The sequence below is a fragment of the Candidatus Accumulibacter phosphatis genome (assembly GCF_000024165.1).
In the GTDB taxonomy this organism is placed as follows: domain Bacteria; phylum Pseudomonadota; class Gammaproteobacteria; order Burkholderiales; family Rhodocyclaceae; genus Accumulibacter; species Accumulibacter phosphatis.
Window position 1 is genome coordinate 4,313,778 of sequence record NC_013194.1, and the last position, 20,858, is coordinate 4,334,635.

General features: G+C 60.6%; 21 protein-coding genes and 1 tRNA gene. All 22 read right to left on the reverse strand.

Features of this window, described 5'->3' with window-relative positions:
- Window position 1: 1 nt before the first annotated feature.
- The gene (locus tag CAP2UW1_RS18705) at window positions 2-1,486 is read right to left on the reverse strand and encodes an NADH-quinone oxidoreductase subunit M (protein WP_015768185.1); all 1,485 of its coding nucleotides are present in this window, start codon (window positions 1,484-1,486) and stop codon (window positions 2-4) included.
- 23 nt (window positions 1,487-1,509) lie between these two features.
- The gene (nuoL, locus tag CAP2UW1_RS18710) at window positions 1,510-3,606 is read right to left on the reverse strand and encodes an NADH-quinone oxidoreductase subunit L (protein WP_015768186.1); all 2,097 of its coding nucleotides are present in this window, start codon (window positions 3,604-3,606) and stop codon (window positions 1,510-1,512) included.
- 2 nt (window positions 3,607-3,608) lie between these two features.
- Window positions 3,609-3,914, reverse strand: coding sequence for an NADH-quinone oxidoreductase subunit NuoK (nuoK, locus tag CAP2UW1_RS18715; RefSeq protein WP_015768187.1), 306 nt, complete (start codon window positions 3,912-3,914; stop codon window positions 3,609-3,611).
- An 87-nt stretch (window positions 3,915-4,001) separates the two neighbouring features.
- Window positions 4,002-4,604, reverse strand: a complete 603-nt coding sequence (locus CAP2UW1_RS18720; protein WP_015768188.1) for an NADH-quinone oxidoreductase subunit J — start codon at window positions 4,602-4,604, stop codon at window positions 4,002-4,004.
- 12 nt (window positions 4,605-4,616) lie between these two features.
- A complete protein-coding gene (gene nuoI / locus CAP2UW1_RS18725) occupies window positions 4,617-5,105 on the reverse strand; it encodes an NADH-quinone oxidoreductase subunit NuoI (protein WP_015768189.1) in 489 nt (162 codons plus the stop codon).
- A gap of 10 nt (window positions 5,106-5,115) precedes the next feature.
- Window positions 5,116-6,168 carry an NADH-quinone oxidoreductase subunit NuoH gene (nuoH, locus tag CAP2UW1_RS18730; protein ID WP_015768190.1) on the reverse strand — a complete coding sequence of 351 codons (1,053 nt, stop codon included), beginning with the start codon at window positions 6,166-6,168 and terminating at the stop codon, window positions 5,116-5,118.
- Window positions 6,165-8,492, reverse strand: a complete 2,328-nt coding sequence (gene nuoG, locus CAP2UW1_RS18735) for an NADH-quinone oxidoreductase subunit NuoG (RefSeq protein WP_015768191.1) — start codon at window positions 8,490-8,492, stop codon at window positions 6,165-6,167. Before nuoG ends, nuoH begins: the two co-directional genes overlap by 4 nt.
- Before the next feature lie 11 nt (window positions 8,493-8,503).
- A complete protein-coding gene (gene nuoF / locus CAP2UW1_RS18740) occupies window positions 8,504-9,805 on the reverse strand; it encodes an NADH-quinone oxidoreductase subunit NuoF (RefSeq protein ID WP_041568715.1) in 1,302 nt (433 codons plus the stop codon).
- Between the two features lie 26 nt (window positions 9,806-9,831).
- Window positions 9,832-10,305 (reverse strand): NADH-quinone oxidoreductase subunit NuoE, encoded by a 474-nt coding sequence (nuoE, locus tag CAP2UW1_RS18745; RefSeq protein ID WP_015768193.1) that lies wholly within the window; start codon window positions 10,303-10,305, stop codon window positions 9,832-9,834.
- Complete coding sequence (locus CAP2UW1_RS18750) at window positions 10,305-11,558, reverse strand: NADH-quinone oxidoreductase subunit D (protein ID WP_015768194.1); 1,254 nt, start codon at window positions 11,556-11,558, stop codon at window positions 10,305-10,307. The genes nuoE and CAP2UW1_RS18750 overlap by 1 nt, the downstream gene beginning before the upstream one ends.
- Window positions 11,551-12,159 carry an NADH-quinone oxidoreductase subunit C gene (locus CAP2UW1_RS18755; RefSeq protein ID WP_015768195.1) on the reverse strand — a complete coding sequence of 203 codons (609 nt, stop codon included), beginning with the start codon at window positions 12,157-12,159 and terminating at the stop codon, window positions 11,551-11,553. The genes CAP2UW1_RS18750 and CAP2UW1_RS18755 overlap by 8 nt, the downstream gene beginning before the upstream one ends.
- Window positions 12,160-12,182: 23 nt before the next feature.
- Window positions 12,183-12,659 carry a NuoB/complex I 20 kDa subunit family protein gene (locus CAP2UW1_RS18760; protein WP_015768196.1) on the reverse strand — a complete coding sequence of 159 codons (477 nt, stop codon included), beginning with the start codon at window positions 12,657-12,659 and terminating at the stop codon, window positions 12,183-12,185.
- A gap of 3 nt (window positions 12,660-12,662) precedes the next feature.
- A complete protein-coding gene (locus CAP2UW1_RS18765; protein ID WP_015768197.1) occupies window positions 12,663-13,037 on the reverse strand; it encodes an NADH-quinone oxidoreductase subunit A in 375 nt (124 codons plus the stop codon).
- A gap of 59 nt (window positions 13,038-13,096) precedes the next feature.
- Window positions 13,097-13,181: transfer RNA gene (locus CAP2UW1_RS18770), tRNA-Leu, on the reverse strand.
- 67 nt (window positions 13,182-13,248) lie between these two features.
- Window positions 13,249-13,620: a preprotein translocase subunit SecG gene (secG, locus tag CAP2UW1_RS18775; RefSeq protein ID WP_015768198.1), complete on the reverse strand. Its 372-nt coding sequence runs from the start codon at window positions 13,618-13,620 to the stop codon at window positions 13,249-13,251.
- 174 nt (window positions 13,621-13,794) lie between these two features.
- A complete protein-coding gene (locus CAP2UW1_RS18780; protein WP_199931508.1) occupies window positions 13,795-15,192 on the reverse strand; it encodes a metallophosphoesterase in 1,398 nt (465 codons plus the stop codon).
- 59 nt (window positions 15,193-15,251) lie between these two features.
- Window positions 15,252-15,941, reverse strand: a complete 690-nt coding sequence (locus CAP2UW1_RS18785) for a P-loop NTPase family protein (RefSeq protein ID WP_015768200.1) — start codon at window positions 15,939-15,941, stop codon at window positions 15,252-15,254.
- Between the two features lies 1 nt (window position 15,942).
- A complete protein-coding gene (locus CAP2UW1_RS18790; RefSeq protein ID WP_015768201.1) occupies window positions 15,943-17,205 on the reverse strand; it encodes an inorganic phosphate transporter in 1,263 nt (420 codons plus the stop codon).
- A 113-nt stretch (window positions 17,206-17,318) separates the two neighbouring features.
- A complete protein-coding gene (locus tag CAP2UW1_RS18795; protein WP_015768202.1) occupies window positions 17,319-18,002 on the reverse strand; it encodes a TIGR00153 family protein in 684 nt (227 codons plus the stop codon).
- A 270-nt stretch (window positions 18,003-18,272) separates the two neighbouring features.
- Window positions 18,273-18,908, reverse strand: a complete 636-nt coding sequence (locus CAP2UW1_RS18800; RefSeq protein WP_015768203.1) for a DUF47 domain-containing protein — start codon at window positions 18,906-18,908, stop codon at window positions 18,273-18,275.
- Between the two features lie 106 nt (window positions 18,909-19,014).
- Window positions 19,015-20,028, reverse strand: coding sequence for an inorganic phosphate transporter (locus CAP2UW1_RS18805; protein WP_015768204.1), 1,014 nt, complete (start codon window positions 20,026-20,028; stop codon window positions 19,015-19,017).
- Between the two features lie 13 nt (window positions 20,029-20,041).
- Window positions 20,042-20,719, reverse strand: a complete 678-nt coding sequence (locus tag CAP2UW1_RS18810) for a DUF47 domain-containing protein (protein WP_199931509.1) — start codon at window positions 20,717-20,719, stop codon at window positions 20,042-20,044.
- Window positions 20,720-20,858: the final 139 nt, after the last annotated feature.

Sequence of the window (20,858 nt, forward strand, 5' to 3'; positions counted from 1 at the left end):
ATTATTGGATCTTGCTGAGGGCGACGTGACGCAGCAACTCGTTCACCGAGCTGTGCATGACTTCGGTAAAGGGCTGCGGATAGAGACCCATGCCTAGTGCGCCAACGGCAAACAGGGCGAGAATGAAGAACTCCCGCCCATTGATGTCGGTGAGTTCGGCGACATGGTGGTTGGCCACCGCTCCGAACACCACACGCTTGTACATCCACAGGGTATAGGCGGCACCGACGATCATCGTCGAGGCGGCGGCGAAGGCCACCCAGAAATTGTATTCGACGGCAGCCAGGATGACCATGAACTCGCCGACGAAGCCGGACGTGGCGGGCAGTCCGGCATTGGCCATCGCAAACAGCATGAAGAACGCCGCAAACTTCGGCATCCTGTTGACAACGCCACCGTAATCGGCGATCTGTCGCGAATGCGCCCGGTCGTACATCACGCCAATCGAGAAGAACATCGCACCGGAAACGAAGCCGTGCGAAATCATCTGCACCAGCGCGCCTTCGACACCCAGCGCGCTGAACATGAAAAAGCCGAGGGTAACAAAGCCCATGTGGGCAATCGACGAGTAGGCAACCAGCTTCTTCATGTCCTCCTGTGCCAGCGCCACGAAGCCGATATAAATGATGGCGATCAGCGACAACCCGATCACCAGGCCAGAGAGTTGATGCGAAGCATCCGGCGCAATCGGCAGCGAGAAGCGCAGAAAGCCGTAGGCACCGAGTTTCAGCGCGATCGCCGCCAGGACGATCGAACCACCGGTCGGCGCCTCGACGTGCGCGTCCGGCAACCAGGTATGTACCGGCCACATCGGCACCTTGACAGCGAAAGCAATCAGGAAGGCGAGGAACAGCCAGGTCTGCGGCGTCCTGCCGAGAGGCATCTGATGCCAGTCGAGGATGGAGAAGCTGCCGCCCGACTGGATGAACATGTAGAGCAGGGCGATCAGGAAAAGCAGCGAACCCATCAGGGTGAACAGGAAGAACTTGAAAGCCGCATAAACGCGTCGCGGGCCACCCCAGATGCCGATGATCAGGTACAAGGGGATCAGCGAGGCCTCGAAGAACACGTAAAACAGCAGGCCGTCGAGCGCTGAAAATATGCCGTTCAACAAACCGGACATGATCAGGAAACCGGCGTTGTATTGTGCCACCTTGCTGTCGATGACTTGCCAGCCGGCGAGGATGACCGTTACCGTTATGAAGCTGTTGAGGATCACGAACAGCATCGAGATACCGTCAACACCGAGATGGTAGTTGACATTGAAACGCGGAATCCAGGTCTTCAGCTCGACGAACTGCATCGCCGGGGTAAGCATGTCAAAACCGGTATAGAGCGGAATCGTCACCAACAGGCCGGCGACAGCACCGAGTAGGGACAGCATTCGTGCCAGCGGTGCATTGCGATCGGATCCGGTCGCCAGGACAACCAGACCGGCGAGAATCGGAATCCAGATGGCAAGAGAGAGAAGCGGCGTGCCTGACATATCGTTCCCAGTCTTTCTCTAGCTCAGGCGCGCGTGACCCAAAGGGTCATCAAGACAAACACGCCGATAATCATCGTAAAAGCGTAGTGGTAAATGTGACCGGTCTGGAAGAGCCGAGCCACGGCCGCGAACCAGCCGACCAGATGCACGGAACCGTTGACGATGATGCCATCGATCAGACCGGCGTCGCCGCCTTTCCACAGACCGCGGCCAAGCAGCCGTGCACCGCCGGCAAAAACCACGTCGTTGAACTTGTCGAAGTAGTACTTGTTGTCGAGCAGGGTGTACACCCCCCCGAAACGGCTCTTGATCGCTGCCGGGATGTCCGGGCGCTTCATGTACAGGAACCACGACAGAGCTACACCGAAGAACGCCAGCCAGAACACCGCAGTGGTCACGGCGTGTGTCGCCATGGCGAAAGCCCCGTGGAAATGGTGGGCGAGTTCCTTCATCACCGGATGCGCGACGGAGTCGACGAAGATTGCATCCTTGAAGAAGTCGCCGAAGAGCATTGGCTCGATGCCGATGTAGCCGATGATCACGGATGGAATCGCCAGCATGATCAGCGGCAGAGTCACCACCCAGGGTGTTTCGTGCGGCTTTTGGCCCGGCGCGAGACCATGGTGGTGCGCATCGGGTTCGTCGTCGGCGTGCGCGCCGTGATCACTGCCCGCCTTGGCATGGTCATCATCATGGCTGGCATGGCTGTCTGCCGCGCCATGGGCGGCGCCGTGGCCATGCGATGCCGCCTTGCCAAACCGCTCTTCGCCATGGAAGACCAGGAAATACATGCGGAATGAATAGAAGGCCGTCACGAAGACGCCGGCCATTACGGCAAAGTAGGCGAAACCGGCACCCGGCAGGTGCGACAGCGCCACCGCCTCGATGATCGAGTCCTTTGAGTAGAAGCCGGCGAAGAACGGCGTCCCGATCAGCGCCAGCGAGCCGATCAGGGAAGTGATCCAGGTGATCGGCATGTACTTGCGCAGACCGCCCATGTTGCGGATATCCTGATCGTGGTGCATGCCGATGATCACCGAACCCGCGCCGAGGAACAGCAGTGCCTTGAAGAAGGCGTGCGTCATCAGATGAAAAATCGCCACAGAGTAGGCGGAGACGCCCAGCGCGACCGTCATGTAACCGAGTTGTGAGAGCGTGGAATAGGCCACCACGCGCTTGATATCGTTCTGGATGATGCCGAGGAAGCCCATGAACAGCGCGGTGATCGAGCCGATGACGATGACGAAGGACAGCGCGGTATCCGACAGCTCGAACAGTGGAGACATGCGCGCCACCATGAAGATGCCGGCCGTCACCATCGTCGCCGCGTGGATCAGCGCCGAGATTGGCGTCGGGCCTTCCATCGAATCGGGCAGCCAGACATGCAGTGGAACCTGCGCCGACTTGCCCATGGCACCGATGAACAGCAGGATGCAAATGGCGGTCATCAGCGCAATGCGGTTCTCACCGAACAGCGCAATGGTGGTATCGGCGGCCACGGCCGGTGCGAGGGCAAAAACAGCGGCGTAGTCGAGCGTTCCGAAGTAGGCAAGAACGAGACCGATGCCGAGAATGAAACCGAAGTCACCGACGCGGTTGACCAGGAAGGCCTTGAGATTGGCAAAGATTGCCGTCGGCCGCGTGTACCAGAAGCCGATCAGGAGATACGAAACCAGGCCAACGGCCTCCCAGCCAAAGAACAATTGCATGAAATTGTTGCTCATCACGAGCATCAACATCGAGAAAGTGAACAACGAGATGTAGCTGAAGAAGCGGTTATAGCCGGGATCGTCCTGCATGTAGCCGATGGTGTAGATGTGTACCATCAGGGAGACCGAGGTGACGACGAGCATCATGGTCACCGTCAGTTGATCGATCAGGAAACCCACTTCGAAGCGGTACTCGCCCGAAGTCAGCCATTGGTAGACGGGTCCATTGTAGGTGTTGCCCGCCATCACGTCCTTGAAGATCACCAACGAGGCCAGACAGGCGATGGCAACACCGGCGATGGTTACGGTGTGCGCCACCCAGCGAGGAATTACCCGGCAGAACAGGCCGGCAATGATTGCGCCAACGAGCGGCGCCAGAGGAACCAGCAGGTAGAGCTTTTGCATTTCCATGTTCAACCCTTCAGGCTGTCCAGATCATCCACATGGATGGTCTTCAGGTTGCGGAACAGCACCACGAGAATCGCCAGCCCGATTGCCGATTCGGCAGCCGCGACGGTCAGGATGAAGAAAACGAAAACCTGCCCGGCAAGATCCTGCAAGTAGTGGGAAAAGGCGATGAAGTTCATGTTCACCGCCAGCAGCATCAACTCGATCGACATCAGAATGATGATCAGATTCTTGCGGTTGAGGAAGATACCGACGACGCTGATCGCGAAAAGGATCGCGCCCAGGATCAAAAAATGGGACAGTGTAAGCAAGGTACCTCCCTGATTCCTTCTGCATGGCGCGGCCGGTTGCCCGGCCGCTCCGTCTTATTCTCGGTGTAGATATCGCGTCAAGCGCGGTCAGTCTCTCTTCTCGGCAGGCATCTGGAGTACGCGGACGCGCTCCCCTGCCTTGACGAACACCTGCTGGGAGGGATTGACAGCCTTGTTCTTTCGCTTGCCACGCTGAGTCAGGGCGACGGCGGCGACAATCCCGACGAGGAGGATGACCGACGCCAACTCGAAGGGATAGACGTACTCGGTAAACATAAGGCGACCGACCGCCTGGACGTTGCTTTCGTCGGCGCCCGTCTGCCGGACGCTGCTCTCGAACAGGCCAAGGTAATTGCCGCCGAGAACCAGCCCCATCTCGGCGACCATCAGCAGGGCAATGATCGAACCCAGCGGCAGGTAGCTCCAGAATCCCTCGCGCAGACGATCGAGGTTGATGTCGAGCATCATGACCACGAACAGGAAGAGCACCATCACGGCACCGACGTAGACCAGGACGAGCGCCATGGCGAGAAACTCGGCCTGCAACAGAATCCAGACGCCACTCGCCGTAAAGAAGGCCAAAACGAGGAAGAGCGCCGCATGCACCGGATTGCGTGCAGTAATCACGCGCAGCCCGGCAAAAACCAGGATCGCCGAGAGAAAATAGAAAACGAAGGTCTTGAATTCCATCGTGTCGGCCTGTCAGCGGTATTTCGCGTCGAGCTCGCGGTCTTCGGCGATCTGCGCTTCGTAGCGATCACCGTTGGCCAGCAGCATCGGTTTGGTGTAGTAGAGGTCGCCACGCGTTTCCCCGTGGTACTCGTAGATCCGTGTCTCGACGATCGCATCGACCGGGCAGGCTTCTTCGCAGAAACCGCAAAAGATGCATTTGGTCAAGTCAATGTCGTAACGCGTCGTGCGGCGCGAACCATCGTCGCGCTGATCCGATTCGATCGTGATCGCCATCGCCGGACAGACGGCCTCACACAACTTGCAGGCGATACAGCGTTCCTCGCCGTTCGGATAGCGGCGCAGCGCGTGCAAACCGCGGAAACGGAAGCTCTGCGGGGTCTTCTCTTCCGGGTACTGGACGGTGATCTTGCGGGCAAACATATAGCGCCCGGTCACCGACATCCCCTTGAAAAGCTCCCGGAGCAGCAGGCTGTTGAAAACTTCCTTCATCGAACCCATGACTAGCCTCTCACTTCCAGATGTTCAGCGGCGACATCATCCAGCAGCCGACGACGACCAGCCAGATCAGACACAAGGGGATGAACACTTTCCAACCCAGACGCATGATCTGGTCATAGCGATAACGGGGAAAAGTGGCGCGAATCCAGAGGAAGAAGAACAGGACAGCGGAGATCTTGAGGAAAAGCCAGAGGATGCCATCAGGCAGAAAGCCCACTGGCGATAGCCAGCCGCCCAGGAAGAGGGTCGACGCCAGTGTCGATACGAGGATCATGTTGGCGTATTCGGCAAGGAAGAAGACGGCAAACGCCATTCCCGAATACTCGACGTGGAAGCCAACGATCTCGGATTCGCCTTCGGCCATGTCGAATGGCGCGCGGTTGGTCTCGGCAACGATCGACACCAGATAAACGACGAACATCGGCAACAGCGGCAACCAGTTCCAGGACAGGAACCCGAAGCCCTTGTCGGCGAAATAGCCCTCACCCTGGGCTTTCACGATATCGCCGAGGTTCAGGCTGTTCGAAACCATCAGAACCACCACCAGGGCAAGGCCCATGGCCACTTCGTAGGAGATCATCTGCGCCGCGGAACGCATGCCCCCAAGAAACGCGTACTTGGAGTTCGACGCCCAACCCGAAAGAATGATCCCGTAGACGCCAATGGAAGTGATCGACATGATGTACAACAGGCTGGCGTTTACATTCGCCAACACCAGCGTGTCGTTGAAAGGAATAACCGCCCAGGCGGCAAGAGCTGGCGCGAAAGCGAACATCGGTGCAATCAGGAACACGCCCTTGTTGGCGCCGGTAGGTATCACCACTTCCTTCAGCAGCAGCTTGACGCCGTCGGCAATCGGCTGGATCAGTCCCCACGGTCCGACGCGATTCGGCCCGATGCGCACCTGCATCCAGCCGATGACCTTGCGTTCCCAGAAAGTCAGGTAAGCGACTGCGAGAAGCAGAGGGGCGATGATCAGAACAATCTTGAGCAGTGTCCAGACGAGCGGAAACAGCGACCCAAAAAGACCTTGCAGCAGTCCTTGCAGCGCATCCACCATCATGCACGCTCCACATTGATCGCGCCGAACATCTCGCCCAGCGCGGCGGTCGAAACATGTGCGGCAGCGACCCGAACACAGGCCTCCGGCACCGTGTCGTCGAGCCTGGCCTCGAGAACAACCTCACCGTTCCCCTGCCGAACGCGCACCGCGGCGCCGTCGCCGACGCCAACTGCCGCCAGAGTTTGCGTGTTCATGCGCGCCGTCGGCGGCATGGCATCGGCGGTCTTCTGCAACGCGGCGGCGCGACGAGCGAGCGGGTCCGCGGCATAGATCGGTACATCGGCAACACGCTGCAGAGCCTCGGTCGGTGCCGGCAGCGACACCGCCAGACTGTGGAGGCCGTTGTTCAAACCCTGGACAAAACCTTCACCGCCCGGGGCCACCTCGTCGCGCACCTGCTCGCTCGAGTCGTAGTCGAACCCTGGCAGGTCAAGCAGGTTGCCCAGCACACGCAGCACCTTCCAGCCGGGACGCGCGTCGCCGAGAGGGCGGACGACACCCGTGAAACTCTGCAAGCGGCCTTCGCTGTTGACAAAGGATCCGGAAGTCTCGGTGAATGGTGCGGTCGGCAGCAGAACATCGGCGTAGTCGCCGGCCGCTCCGTCCTTGAACGGGGTGAGCACGACCACCAGCCTGGCACCCTTGAGGGCGGACACGGCCAGTTGCGGATCATGGCAATCGAGTTCCGGTTCCACACCGAGCAGGAGGTAGGCCTGGCGTGGCTGCGCGAACATGGAATGAGCGTTGAGTGCGGTGGGCAAGGCTTTCGCAACGTAACCGCCGGCACTGTTGGCAGCCTCGCCGATGAAGCCGCAGGAGGCACCCGTCAGCCTCGCCAACTCCAGCGCCAGGGCATGCAGTTGCGCCGCCTGCGGATGCTGCTCGGCTGCGTTGCCGAGGAATATCGCGCGCCTTTCGCCATCGAGCAGGCTTCTCGCGATCGCCTGGCTGGTCGCGCAAGGTTCGACGGAGGCGAGTTCAGCGGCAACGGCCTCGCCCTTCAATTGGGCCGCGGCCTTGACCACAGCCGCCAGAGCGAGCGGCAAGCGGGCGGGCGACACGCTCATCCGGGCGTGCAGGTTGATCAGTGGATCGTCGGCACCAAGTGCCAGCAGGCTCACCTTGCCCCATTTCTTGGCAAGCTGGCGCAGGCGCTGCGCAAACAGGGGGTGGTCCTTGCGCAGGAAGCTGCCCACCACCAGCGCCGCATCGAGGTCCTTGATTTCCGACAACTTGAGGCCAAGCCACGGAACGCCGTCAAGTCTGCCGTCAGTCGAGAAGTCGCGTCGCCGCGGGCGAAAATCGACGTTACCGGAACCGAGTGAACGGATCAGTTTCTGCAGCAGATGGAGCTCTTCGAGCGTGGCATGTGGTGAAGCGAGCGCGGCCAGCGCTTCGCCACCGCTCGTGCCGACAACATCCTTGAGCGCATGCGTGACGTAGTCGAGCGCGACGTTCCACGCGACTTCGCGCAGCGAGCCATCAATACGCACCATCGGCTTCGTCAACCGCGCCGGTGAACTCAGCGCTTCGTAGGAAAAACGGTCCTTGTCCGATACCCAGCACTCATTCACGTCTTCGTTTTCACGTGGCAGAACGCGCATGACCACGTTGTTTTTCACCTGCACCGTCAGGTTGGCACCGAGGCTGTCATGCGGACTGATCGACTTGCGCCGCCCCAGTTCCCAGCTACGCGCAGCATAGCGAAACGGCTTGGACGTAAGGGCACCAACCGGACAGAGGTCGATCATGTTGCCGGAAAGCTCGGAGTCAACCGATCGACCGACGAAAGTCATGATCTCCGAATGCATGTTGCGGTTGGCCATGCCGAGTTCCATTACTCCGGCAATTTCCTGACCGAAGCGGACGCAACGCGTGCAGTGGATGCAACGCGCCATCTCCTGCATCGAGATGAGCGGGCCGACGTCCTTGTGAAAGACCACGCGCTTGCCTTCCTGGAAACGCGACGCGCTACCGCCGTAGCCGACCGCCAGGTCCTGCAGCTGACACTCACCACCCTGATCGCAGATCGGACAGTCGAGGGGATGATTGATAAGCAGGAACTCCATCACGCCCTGCTGCGCCTTGACAGCCAGTTCGGAGTGCGTGAATACCTTCATGCCGTTGGTCACCGGCGTCGCGCAGGCAGGCAGGGGCTTCGGCGCCTTCTCGACCTGTACCAGACACATGCGGCAGTTGGCAGCGATCGAGAGCTTCTTGTGGTAGCAGAAATGCGGGATATAGGCGCCAACCTGCTGGGCAGCATCCATGATGGTGCTGCCATCAGGCACGTGCGCCATCTTGCCGTCTATTTCGATTTCCATCGTGTCGGACCCTAAACCGTTGCCGTGAAGAAGCCACTGCCGGCACGCTGGACATCAACGGGCACGAGGCACTTCTTGTGTTCGATGTGGTAGGCGAACTCATCGCGGTAGTGCTTGATGAAGCTTTGGACGGGCATCGATGCCGCGTCGCCAAGCGCGCAAATGGTGCGGCCCATGATGTTGGTCGTGACGCTCGCCAACAGGTCGAGGTCGTCGGCGCGCCCCTGGCCGTGCTCGATACGATGCACGATCTTGTAGAGCCAGTTGGTCCCTTCCCGACAGGGCGTGCATTGCCCGCACGATTCTTCGTAGTAGAAGAAGGAAAGCCGCTCGAGCGCCTTCACCATGCAGGTCGTCTCGTCCATGACGATGACGGCACCCGATCCCAACATCGAACCAGCCTTGCTGATCGAGTCGTAGTCCATTGTGCAGTCCATCATCGTCGCTGCCGGGACCACCGGTGATGACGAGCCACCGGGAATGCAGCCCTTGAGTTGCCGGCCGCCGCGCATGCCGCCCGCCATATCGAGCAGGGTGGCGAACGGCGTGCCGAGCGGGATCTCGTAGTTTCCCGGCCGATTGACGTGACCCGACACGGAGAAGAGCTTGGTGCCACCATTGTTCGCCTTGCCGGCTTCCAGATAGTGCTCGCCGCCCAGGTTGATGATGTAGGGGATCGACGCAAAAGTCTCGGTGTTGTTGATGGTTGTCGGCTTGCCGTAAAGCCCGAAGGAGGCGGGGAACGGCGGCTTGAAGCGCGGCTGACCTTTCTTGCCTTCGATCGACTCGAGCAGGGCCGTTTCCTCACCGCAGATATAGGCGCCGTAGCCGTGATGTGCGAAGAGATCGAAGTTGAAGCCCGAACCGAGGATGTCCTTGCCGAGCAGGCCCGCTGCGCGTGCTTCGTCGAGCGCCTCTTCGAAGCGCTCGTAGATCTCCCACACTTCGCCATGGATATAGTTGTAGCCGCGCCCTGCCCCCATCGCAAAACCCGCGATGGCCATCCCCTCGATCACCGAATGCGGGTCGTAGCGCAGGATGTCGCGATCCTTGAAAGTGCCAGGCTCGCCTTCATCCGAATTGCACACGACGTACTTGTCACCGGGAAACGAGCGCGGCATGAAACTCCACTTGAGGCCGGTCGGGAAACCCGCCCCACCGCGACCGCGCAGAACGGATTTCTTGACCTCGTTGATGACGTACTCCTGCGGCAGTTTCTCTTCGAGAATGCGCCGCAGGGCGGTGTAGCCGCCGCGCTTGACGTAATCGGCCAGACGCCAGGCATTGTCACCATCGAGACCGACGCTGAGCATCGGGTTGATCGCACCGAGGATCGCCATTACTTGAGCTCCGCCAGCAGTTTGTCGATTTGCTCGGGATTCATCCAGCTACACATGCGACGGTTATTGACGATCATCACCGGCGCGTCGCCGCAGGCCCCCATGCATTCGCCTTCTTTCAGGGTGATCAGGCCGTCCGGGGTGGTCTCGTTGTAATCGATTCCGAGCTTCTGCTTGAGGTACTCGCCGGCGTCGACGCCACCGGTAAGCATGCACGGCAGGTTGGTGCACACCGATACCTTGTACTTGCCAACAGGTTTTAGATCGTACATGTTGTAGAAGCTCGCCACTTCGTAGGCAGCGATCGGCGCCATGCCGAGATACCCGGCAACAAACTCGATGGCTTCACTGGAAAGCCAACCCTGCTCTTCCTGGGCAATGGCGAGAGACGCCATTACCGCTGACTGTTTCTGGTCAGCCGGGTACTTGGCAATCTCGCGGTCAATTCTCTTGAGGGATTCTGAAGTCAGCATCAGCGGTCAATCTCGCCAAAAACTACGTCCTGCGAACCAATGATGGTCACCACGTCGGCCAGCATGTGCCCACAGACCATCTCATTCATCGCCGACAGGTGCACGTAACCCGGAGGGCGGATCTTCAAGCGGTACGGCTTGTTCGCGCCGTCGGAGATGACGTAGATGCCGAACTCTCCCTTGGGGTGCTCAACCGCCGAATAGACCTCCCCTTCCGGAACATGCATGCCCTCGGTACACAGCTTGAAGTGGTGGATCAGTTCCTCCATGTTCGACTTCATGGCCTCGCGGCTCGGCGCCGCAACCTTGTGGTTGTCGGACATCACCGGACCCGGGTTTTGCCGCAACCAGTCGATGCATTGCTTGAGAATGCGATTCGACTGACGCATCTCCTCCATGCGGACCAGGTAGCGGTCGTACGAGTCGCCGGTTTTGCCAACCGGTATGTCGAAGTCGACGCGGTCATAGACTTCGTAGGGCTGCTTCTTGCGCAGATCCCAGGCAATTCCCGAACCGCGCAGCATCGGCCCCGTAAAGCCGCGCTGCAGTGCGCGCTCCGGCGTGACGATGCCGACGTCGACCAGGCGCTGCTTCCAGATCCGGTTGTCGGTCAGCAGCGTTTCGTACTCGTCGAGCAACTTCGGAAAGCGGCTCGAGAAATCATCGAGGAAGTCCAGCAGGGAACCGCCGCGCGCCTCGTTGAAAGGCTTGATCTGGGCCGCACTCTTCCACTTCGATTCCTTGTACTGCGCCATGCGATCGGGCAGATCGCGATAAACACCGCCCGGCCGGTAATAGGCGGCGTGCATCCTGGCACCGGAAACCGCCTCATAGGCATCGACGAGATCCTCGCGCTCGCGAAAGGCGTACAGCACCATGGTCATCGCGCCGACGTCGAGGCCGTGACAGCCGACCCACAGGAGGTGGTTCAGAATGCGCGTGATCTCGTCGAACATGACCCGAATGTACTGAGCGCGGATCGGCACCTCGATCTGCAACAGTCGTTCGATCGCCATGCAATAGGCGTGCTCGTTGCACATCATCGACATGTAGTCGAGGCGGTCCATGTAAGGCACCGACTGAATCCAGGTCTTGGTTTCGGCGAGCTTCTCGGTCGCCCGATGCAACAGACCAATGTGCGGGTCGGCACGCATCACCACTTCGCCGTCGAGTTCGAGCACCATCCGCAGGACGCCGTGCGCGGCCGGGTGTTGCGGCCCGAAATTCAGGGTGAAGTTACGCAGCTCAGGCATTTTCGACGTTCCCGTAGGTCGCTTCGCGAACGATCCGCGGCGTTACCTCGCGCGGCTCTATGGTCACCGGTTGATAGATCACCCGTTGTTGGTCCGGGTCATAGCGCATCTCGACGTACCCCGAAATCGGGAAGTCCTTACGGAAAGGATGGCCGATGAAGCCGTAGTCGGTGAGAATTCGACGCAGGTCGAGATGCCCCGGGAAGACAATACCGAACAGGTCGAAAGCTTCGCGCTCGAACCAGTCGGCAACGTTCCAGACACCGGTCACCGACGGCACCGACGGGAAGTCGTCGTCGGGCGCGAAGCAGCGAACGCGCAGGCGCCAGTTCCTGGTGATGGAGATCAGGTGACTGACCGCGGCAAATCGCCTGCCTGCGCGCGGCGCATTGGCGTAGGTCGAATAATCGACACCGCAAAGGTCGATCAACTCTTCGAACGACAATGCCGGTTCGTCGCGAAGCGTTTGCATCACGGCGAGGTAGTCGGCGGCATCCACCTCGACGGTCACTTCGCCGAGGGCTACCTTGAGGGACTTTACGCGATCACCGAGATGCTCTTGCAGGGTATGGCTAAGCGCTTCCAGCGTGGCGGACGACATGGCTCACTCTCGGTCGGTTGGGTTCAGCGGGCGATGGTATTGGTGCGACGGATCTTGTTCTGCAACTGAATCAGTCCATAGATCAGCGCCTCGGCGGTCGGCGGACAGCCCGGCACGTAGATGTCGACCGGGACGATGCGGTCACAGCCACGCACGACCGAGTAGGAATAGTGGTAGTAGCCACCGCCGTTGGCGCAGGAACCCATCGAGATCACCCAGCGCGGCTCCGCCATCTGATCGTAGACCTTGCGCATCGCGGGAGCCATCTTGTTGGTCAGGGTTCCGGCAACCACCATCACGTCGGACTGCCGCGGACTTGGGCGGAAGACGATGCCGAAGCGATCCAAGTCGTAGCGGGAGCAACCGGCGTGGATCATCTCGATTGCGCAGCAGGCCAGTCCGAAACTCATCGGCCACAAGGAGCCGGTACGCACGTAGTTGATCAGCTTGTCGGCTGTAGTGGTAACGAAGCCTTCTTGAAGAATGCCTTCAATGCCCATTACTCACTCCCAATCCAGAGCGCCCTTGGCCCAGGCATACACGTAGCCGACGACCAGAATGGCGATAAAAACCAGCATCTCGATGAAACCGAACCAGCGGACCGAATCGGTGTGCACGATCTCCTTGAAGATCGTCGCCCAGGGCAGGAGAAAGGCCACTTCGAGATCGAACAGGATGAAGATGATCGCGATCAGGTAGTAGCGCACATCAAACTTCATGCGCGCGTCTTCGAAGGCTTCGAAACCGCACTCGTAGGGAGAGAGCTTTTCGCTGTCGGGCCGGTGCGGTGCCACGATCAGACCCGTCAGAACGGGCGCAAAACCAAACGCAACGCCTACCAGGATGAAGACAAATACCGGGAAATAGCTTTCCAGCATGATCCGCCCCACAAGCACTTCATTTCAGACTGCAGCCAGCCGCTGCGGCTGGCTCCTCATGGTGCCGACGATGAGACTCGAACTCATACGACCGAAGTCACTACCCCCTCAAGATAGCGTGTATACCAATTTCACCACGTCGGCACTACCACAGCCAGCGGACGAGTCAACCGAGGGAAAGTGCACTCCCCGCCGCGGCCGTCAAAGCCAATTACTTTGGAATATCTTTCGCTTTCGAATCAGGATCCGCGGGGCTCGCAGGCTTGTCAACGCTGCCCGCCGGCGGTACTGGAACAGGCGTCGAGTTTACCGCATCCTGCATCACACTGCCAGTCGTTTTTGGCTTGCTGGAAGCAATATAGGCCAGTGACAGGCTGGTCACGAAGAACACCGTGGCAAGCACGGCGGTGGCGCGACTAAGGAAATTTGCCGACCCGGTCGCCCCGAACAAGCTCCCTGAGGCACCGCTGCCAAAGGCCGCGCCCATGTCGGCGCCCTTACCGTGCTGAACCAGGACGAGCCCTATCACACCCATCGCCGCCAGGATGTGCACTACCAGCACCGCTGAAAAAAGATAATCCATATGGCCTCTTGGTCGTTTTCGCCACCCCCCGTGGCGACGGGCGGCATTCCAGAAAAACTTTTGGAGTATAGCCAGTGTCAGCGGCTGCGGTCAATCGGCTGTTGCCCCAAAACCACAAGGAGAGCCTGCACGACGGGGCGTCGACAGCGCCAACCGGAACAGCGGACCCGGCACTCAGCCCGGCTCCGCGGCCAATGCGTTGATGATCGGCGTCAGGGAATCCACCGGGTAAACAAGAGGAATCATGGTGTCGTCGACACGCGTGAAAACGCCTACCCAGTCGGGATGTGCGCTGAACAGCACATGGTGGTTGCGAATCGCATCGACGTTCAGCCACAGGGTCTGCTCCCGATCTATGGGCGTGTGGCCGACGATGAAGGGCGTGCCGGGCTCGACCTGCAGGGCGCGGCGGAAGCGTTTCACATCACGTCGGTTGTAGCCCTGCGGACGATTCGCCCGGTACAGGCGGTTGTTGATCAGTTCAAGAATCAGCCCCGGGTGGTCGTGAATCTGCACCAGCATTTCCCGACTGACCTTGGTCTTCGGCGCCGCCGCATGGCAGGCGATGAAGTCCTCGGAAACGACGACGTAGGACAACAGCCGGTAGAACTCGCCCATCGCCTTCAGATATGCCGTGCCACGGCGCTCACTGAGTTCCTTGGCCCACAGCAGGCCTTGCGGGATGCCGTCCTTGGCGATGTCCTCGGAGAACGAATCGTGGTTGCCGCGAACATAGAACACCTGCTTGGGAAAATGCAGCTTGAGCCGGAAGATCAGATCCATCAGCAGCATCGACCCAACCATCTCTCTGAGTTGCCCATCGACCTCGCTATGCACCGCATCACCAAGGATGACGAGGACCGCACTGCCTTCCTCGATCGCCTCGAGAAAGGCATTCTGGCTCAGTACCGTCAGCAGGTTGTCGACCTGGGCATGCAGGTCGGCAACCAGAATCGGGGTCACGGTATGCGGCAATTCCAGCAAGCCGCCCGGCAGACCCCGGCTGTCCCGCGGGCGATAGATCTCCTCGTGCAGGAGCAGATTGACCGCTTCGATGAGCAGCAAGGCCTCATCGCGGGGCAATAGCTCAAGCGGACCACCGAAGATATCGCGCAGCCGCCGCAGCTTGCTCATCCGCAGCGATGTGACTTCATCGAGCATGGGTGCGATAGCGGTGCCGGCATCGCTCAGATTGCGAAACACCAGCGCGTCGCGGCCATAGATCACCACGAGGTGTTGCTCGTCCACCGCCGGTGGGTAGTCGAAAATCGCCTGCTGAACCTCGTCTCCCGAGCCGAGGGCCAGCCAGTTTTTCGGGCTCAGGCGCAGAAAGCCGCCGATCCGGCGAAGGTGGGTACGCGGATCGAAAATTATGAAGCTGCCGAGCCGAGCCGTCTCGCCACGCGGGTTGAGGCGGGTTTCGGGGTAGAGATGCAGACGCCTGTCGTTGAGACCGAGGGTGATCTCGATCGGAATGCCGTCGAGAGGGATACGCACCTTGGTGCTGCCGAGCCGATAGCCATCGCCGAGTTTGAGGTTATGGCCCCATCCGAAGCCCAAACGCGCGGACAACGCCTTCAGCCAGGCGAAGAGGCTCGCAATTCTGAACGGGCGTCGGGCGGCGCGCCTCTTCACGGCTGCAACGGTGCGTCGAGAAAGCGCCTTGGGATGCTGTCCGTCCCTTCACGGACATAGACGTAGAAGCCCTGCCGATGCAGGAACGAGGCGACCTGGCGAAACACCTCGAGTTGGGCGGCGCAGATCTCCAGGCTGAGTTGCGCGTCAACCGGATGCGTACAATGCCGCGCCCGCTCGCGACGTCGCTCGAAGACCAGATCCGCGGGTGGGAGCAGGAACTCGAAGACGTAACGGCGATACCAGTCGACGGAAAAGAAGAAGCGCTTGCGAGGTGGCAACACCAGGCGAGCGAAATCCACCGGCGGCAGCGGGTCACGATCGAGGAACTCGGCATCAAAAACCGATACAGCGTTGTCGAGACCCACGAAAGGCATGCCCAGATGGATCTCCCGCGGCCGCACCGAGAGAATCTCGGATCGCCACCAATGCTTCTTGCCGAGGTCGAGGTAACCTTCCTCCGACCAGCCGCCAAGATGCACGATCAAGGTGCTCTTGCCGGCACCAGGCGGACCGGTCACCAGAATCTGGCGATAGCGGATGTCACCGGGGAAGTCGATTCCCTTGTAGTTCTGCAGCGACTCGACAGGTCGGGTAGACAGATCCGGAATGGCGCCGGTTTCGCTCGCCCCGGGGTGATCTGCACCGCCTGACGCCGCGCCGGCGGCTGGATGGGTCGCCGCCATTCTAGGAAAACGACGCGCGCAGGATGTGGAAGGTGATCGCCGCCAGGATAGCGCCAACCGGAACGGTGACGAGCCAGGAAACGACAATGCCGCTGACGACACGAAGATCCAGGGCGCCGATGCCGCGGGCAATGCCGACGCCCATCACGGCGCCGACGGCGATATGCGTAGTCGACACCGGCAGACCCAAGCCGGAAGCCGCCACGGTAACAAAGGCGGCGGCAATGGTGGCACAGTAGGCGCGGGTTGGCGTCAGCTCGGTGATCTTGTGACCGAGGGTGGCCATCACCTTGTAACCATAGGTCGCCAGACCGGCGACGATGCCCAGGCCGCCGATGAACAACATCAACGGCGTCACCGGTGAGGTGGCCGACACCGCCTGCGTTTCGATGATCTGAATCGCCGCCGCCATTGGGCCGATGCCATTGGCCACGTCGTTGGAGCCGTGCGCGAAGGCCATCGCCGCGCCGGTGAATACCATCTGCGGGATGAACAGCCTCTCGACGCTGGCGTACTGGAAGGCTCGGTCGGCGCGCGCATCGAGTTGCACACCGTTCATGATCAACCTGGCGGCGATGGCGACGACGACACCGATCGCCACGGCGAGCACCTGCCCTTCGAGGTTGCCGAGTGTGATGTCGACGTGCTTGAGCCCCTTGACGACGACGATCAGCGAAACGATCCAGCCGACCAGAAAGGCATACACTGGCGCCCACTTGCGCGCCTCGCCGACCGGATCGCGGGTATTGAAAATGAATCGGCGAATGCTCAGCGTCAACAACAGCGACACGAGGCCACCAAGCACCGGCGAAATCAACCAGCTGGCGACAATCTCAGCCATCATTTCCCATTGCACCGCGTCCACACCCAGCGCAGCAACGCCGACGCCGCACACGGCGCCGACGATCGTATGGGTCGAGGACACCGGCCAGCCACGCAGCGTGGCGACCATCAGCCAGATGCCGGTGGCGAGCAGTGCGGCGATCATGCCGAACATCAGCAAATGCGGCACCGGTCGGAAAAGCTCGCCATCGATGATGCCCTTGGCGATGGTGTCGGCCACGGCGCCGCCCGCCAGATAGGCGCCGAGGAACTCCATCGTCGCAGCCAGAACGACAGCCTGCCTGACCGTGATAGCCCCGGAGCCGACCGTGGTGCCCATGGCGTTGGCGACATCGTTGGCGCCGATCCCCCACGTCATGTAAAGGCCGCAGGCGAGAGCCAGCGCCAGGAAGAGGGTTTGATGCTGAGCGATGATTTCCATGCTCAACGCCTCACCGGCAGGTCCAAGGGCGGAACGGGAAGGTGCGGCATCCGGACTCGGACGCCGACGAATCTCGCCGGCAGGCCGCCTTGGTCACGCTGCCGACTCCCTGCTCATCGGCGGGCAATCAGCAGGCGCAGCGTTTCGCCTACTCTTTCGGCGTAGTCGGCCAGCGTTCCGACCCACTGGATCAACTGATACCAGAACATGACGGAGACCGGTTTGTGGTTGTCTTCCTCGGCGAAAAGGGCGCGCGCGAGGTCCATTCCCATCACGTCCGTGTCGCTCTCCATGTGCCCGAGTTCGACGACCATCGCCTGCACGCGCTCGGCCTCACGACCCCGGAAGCCCGTCTCCAGCAACTGATCAAGCTCCTCGACGATACTGTGCGCCAGTGCACAGGTGTCGACGCAACGGGCCACCAGTCGCATCAGCGGCTCGGCCATGCCTGCCGGGACTTCCATCCTGCGCTCGACCAGCAGACCGGCGATATCCTGCGCGGTGTCGGCGATGGCATCCTGCATCGCCAACAGCTCGAGCAGGTCCTGCCGGTCCACCGCCAGGAGCAGACTGCGCGGCAGGTGATCGCACATATCCGCGCGGACAGCGTCAGCCTCCCCCTCCTTGATGAAAATCCGGTTTTTCAACTCGCCAAGCTGTTCCTGATCGTCGTCAATCAGGGCCTGGAACAAAGCAGGCACTTCGCCGACGCATTCCATGACGATGCGCATGTGCTGTTGCAGGGGCTTGAACGGCGATTTGCCGAACAAGGCAGCAATCGGATTGGTGAGCGACATCGGGCGTCTCCGCTGACACAACTGAAGGTATCCTGCACGGGTGGGAGGGGTAGACATCGACCCCGGCAACGAATGCGCCACTTGCCGCCTCCCGCACGAATTGTATTCCGAAGTTCGGCGCCCGTCAGGCTACGCGGTGCGGTTTCGCTGCTCGGCAAGGCAGCCGCGGGCGACTGCCGCGGCTGCCGATCCAGAAAAACGAAACGCCCCGACTTCGGGGCGCCCGTTTGCTGCGCTTCCGGCCCAGGCGTTGCCACGCCTGGTCATCGCTCAGGCATTCTGCAGCAGGATCTCTTCGACCGTCTGGGCCGACTTCTTGCTAGCGCGCAGAACCTTCTCCTGCAGCGCATAGAACTGCCGCAGGCGCATCGCCCGCAAGGCGGCCACATCGTCGCCCTCGGTCTCGAACAGGCTCTTGATGGCCTTGTACATGACCGCGACGGACTTCTCCTCGATGCGCTCGATTTCGACGCACAGATCGACGGTTTCCTGGCTGCGCTGCCGGTCCTTCAGCGCCGCGATGGCGCGCGTCAAGCGGGTGCAGGCGTCGACCGTCATCGATGCCAGTTCGTGCGACTCGGTATTCGCCTCGGTGATGTTGTAGATGCTGGCGGCCTGCGCGACATCCTGGACAGCATTCATGACGCTGTCGATGTCCAGCGTCAATTTGTAAACCTGGTCCCGGTTGAGCGGCGTGACGAAGGACTTGTGCAGCATCAGCAGCAGATCCGCCTTGATCTGGTCTGCACTGGTCTCGTTCATGTTGATTTCTTCGACCAGCGCGGCAACGTCCTGCTTGCTGACCCCCAGACTGTTGACCAGGCGGAGCATGGCATTAGCCCCCGCCAGGACGCGCTCGCTGTGTGCCGCGAGAAGCTCAAAAAACTCGGACCGCTTGGGTAACATGAGTAACTCCCTTGATTGACTGTGGTGACGACTATTGACTGGTTCCGATGGCCGGCACTCACTGACGCCCTGTCTCCGGGGCGCCAGTGAGGCAAGCGCTCCCGAGCTACAGGAACTTCGTCCCGAGGTACCAGAAGATCGCAGCGACCAGACCCGCGGCCGGAATCGTCAGCACCCAGGCGACCATCAGGTTGGCAGTGATCGCCCAGCGCACCGCCTTGACGTCGGTGGCCGCCCCGACACCGATGATCGCGCCGGTGATGGTATGCGTCGTCGACACCGGAATGCCGCCCAGGGTCGCCAGCCCCAGAGCGATCGCGCCACCCATCGAGGCACACGAACCGCTGACCGCATTGAGCTTGGTGATCTTGGTACCCATGGTCTTGACGATCCGCCAGCCACCGAGGTAGGTTCCCCAGGCGATCGCGAAGTAGCAGGAGTAGATCACCCAAGTCGGCAGCGTCGCGACGTCCTTGGTCGCTACACCGGCCGTGATCATCAACAGCCAGATGATGCCGATCGTCTTCTGCGCATCGTTGCCGCCATGGCCCAAGCTATACAAGGCGGCGGCGATCAATTGCCCGCCCTTGAAGAACTTGCCGGCCTGATACGGCGAGGTCCCTCGGAAAATCCAGGCGACCAGCACCATCAGCAAGCCACCCAGGATTACCCCGACCAGCGGCGAAATGATGATGAAGGCAAGGATCTTGCCGAAACCAGCCCAGACGATCGGCGCACCCGAAGCCGCCTTGGCCACCGTCGCTCCGACCAGGCCGCCGACCAGCGCGTGCGAGGACGACGACGGGATGCCGTAATACCAGGTGATGATGTTCCAGATCAAGGCCCCCATCAAGGCGCCGAAGATCACGTAGTAATCAACGAAACTCGGGTCGACCGTGCCCTTGCCGATGGTCGCCGCCACTTTGAGTTCAAACACCCACAGCGCGGCAAAGTTGAAGAACGCGGCGAACAGCACCGCCTGTTTCGGGGTCAGGGCACCGGTTGCGACGATCGTCGAGATCGAGTTGGCGCCATCGTGAAACCCGTTCATGAAGTCGAACGCCAGAGCGATTGCGATCAGCAAGCCCAGCGTCCAGATGCTCATATTTAGGCCTTCCATTTTCCGCAGCCCCTCAAGAGTTTTCGATCAGGATCTCTTCGATCATCTTGGCCGCTTCCTGGCAAGAGTCGAGGACCGCCTCCTGAAGCGAGTAGAACTCCCGCAACTTCATCGTCTGCCAGATGTTGGCGCCGTCCTGGAACAGGGCGGTGATCGCCTTGTGCTGGATCTTGTCGGCCTTCGACTCGATTTCCTCGATTTCCTTGCACAGGTTGAGCGTTTCCGCGCCACGCGACTTGTCGCCCAGCGCCGCCACCGCACGATTCAGGCGCAGGCACGCGTCAGCGCTAAGTGCGGCCATTTCGCGCGCCTCCACCGTCGACTGCTTGATGCTGTACATGCCTACGGCATTAGCCACGCTCTGCAGGATGTTCAGCGTCATGTCGAGATCACTGATCAGCGCGTGGATCTGGTCGCGGTTGATCGGCGTCGTGAACGACTGGTGCAGCCGCCCGATCACCTTGGCCTTGATCTGGTCACCGGTCTGCTCGTGTTGATTGACTTCGTCGACCAGCACCGAAAGATTGGCGCCCGCATCGCCCAGACCATTGATCAGACGCAAGGTTGCGTTGGCCCCGGCCACCACCTGTTCTGAGTGCGCGGTGAGAAGCTCAAAGAATTCACTGCGATTCGGCATCAGACTACTAAACATACGACCTCCCTTGGTTATCTGCTCCTTCGAGCAGTTCACAGTTAAAACCGTCTTCGCCGATCGATGGTCGGCACCCCCCAACTACTACCAAATAACTACCCACGCTCGTTGGGGCACTCCCGAGGATCGCCTGCGCGCCGGTTCGACCGCGGCCGCATCGAGCGTGCCCAAAGACATC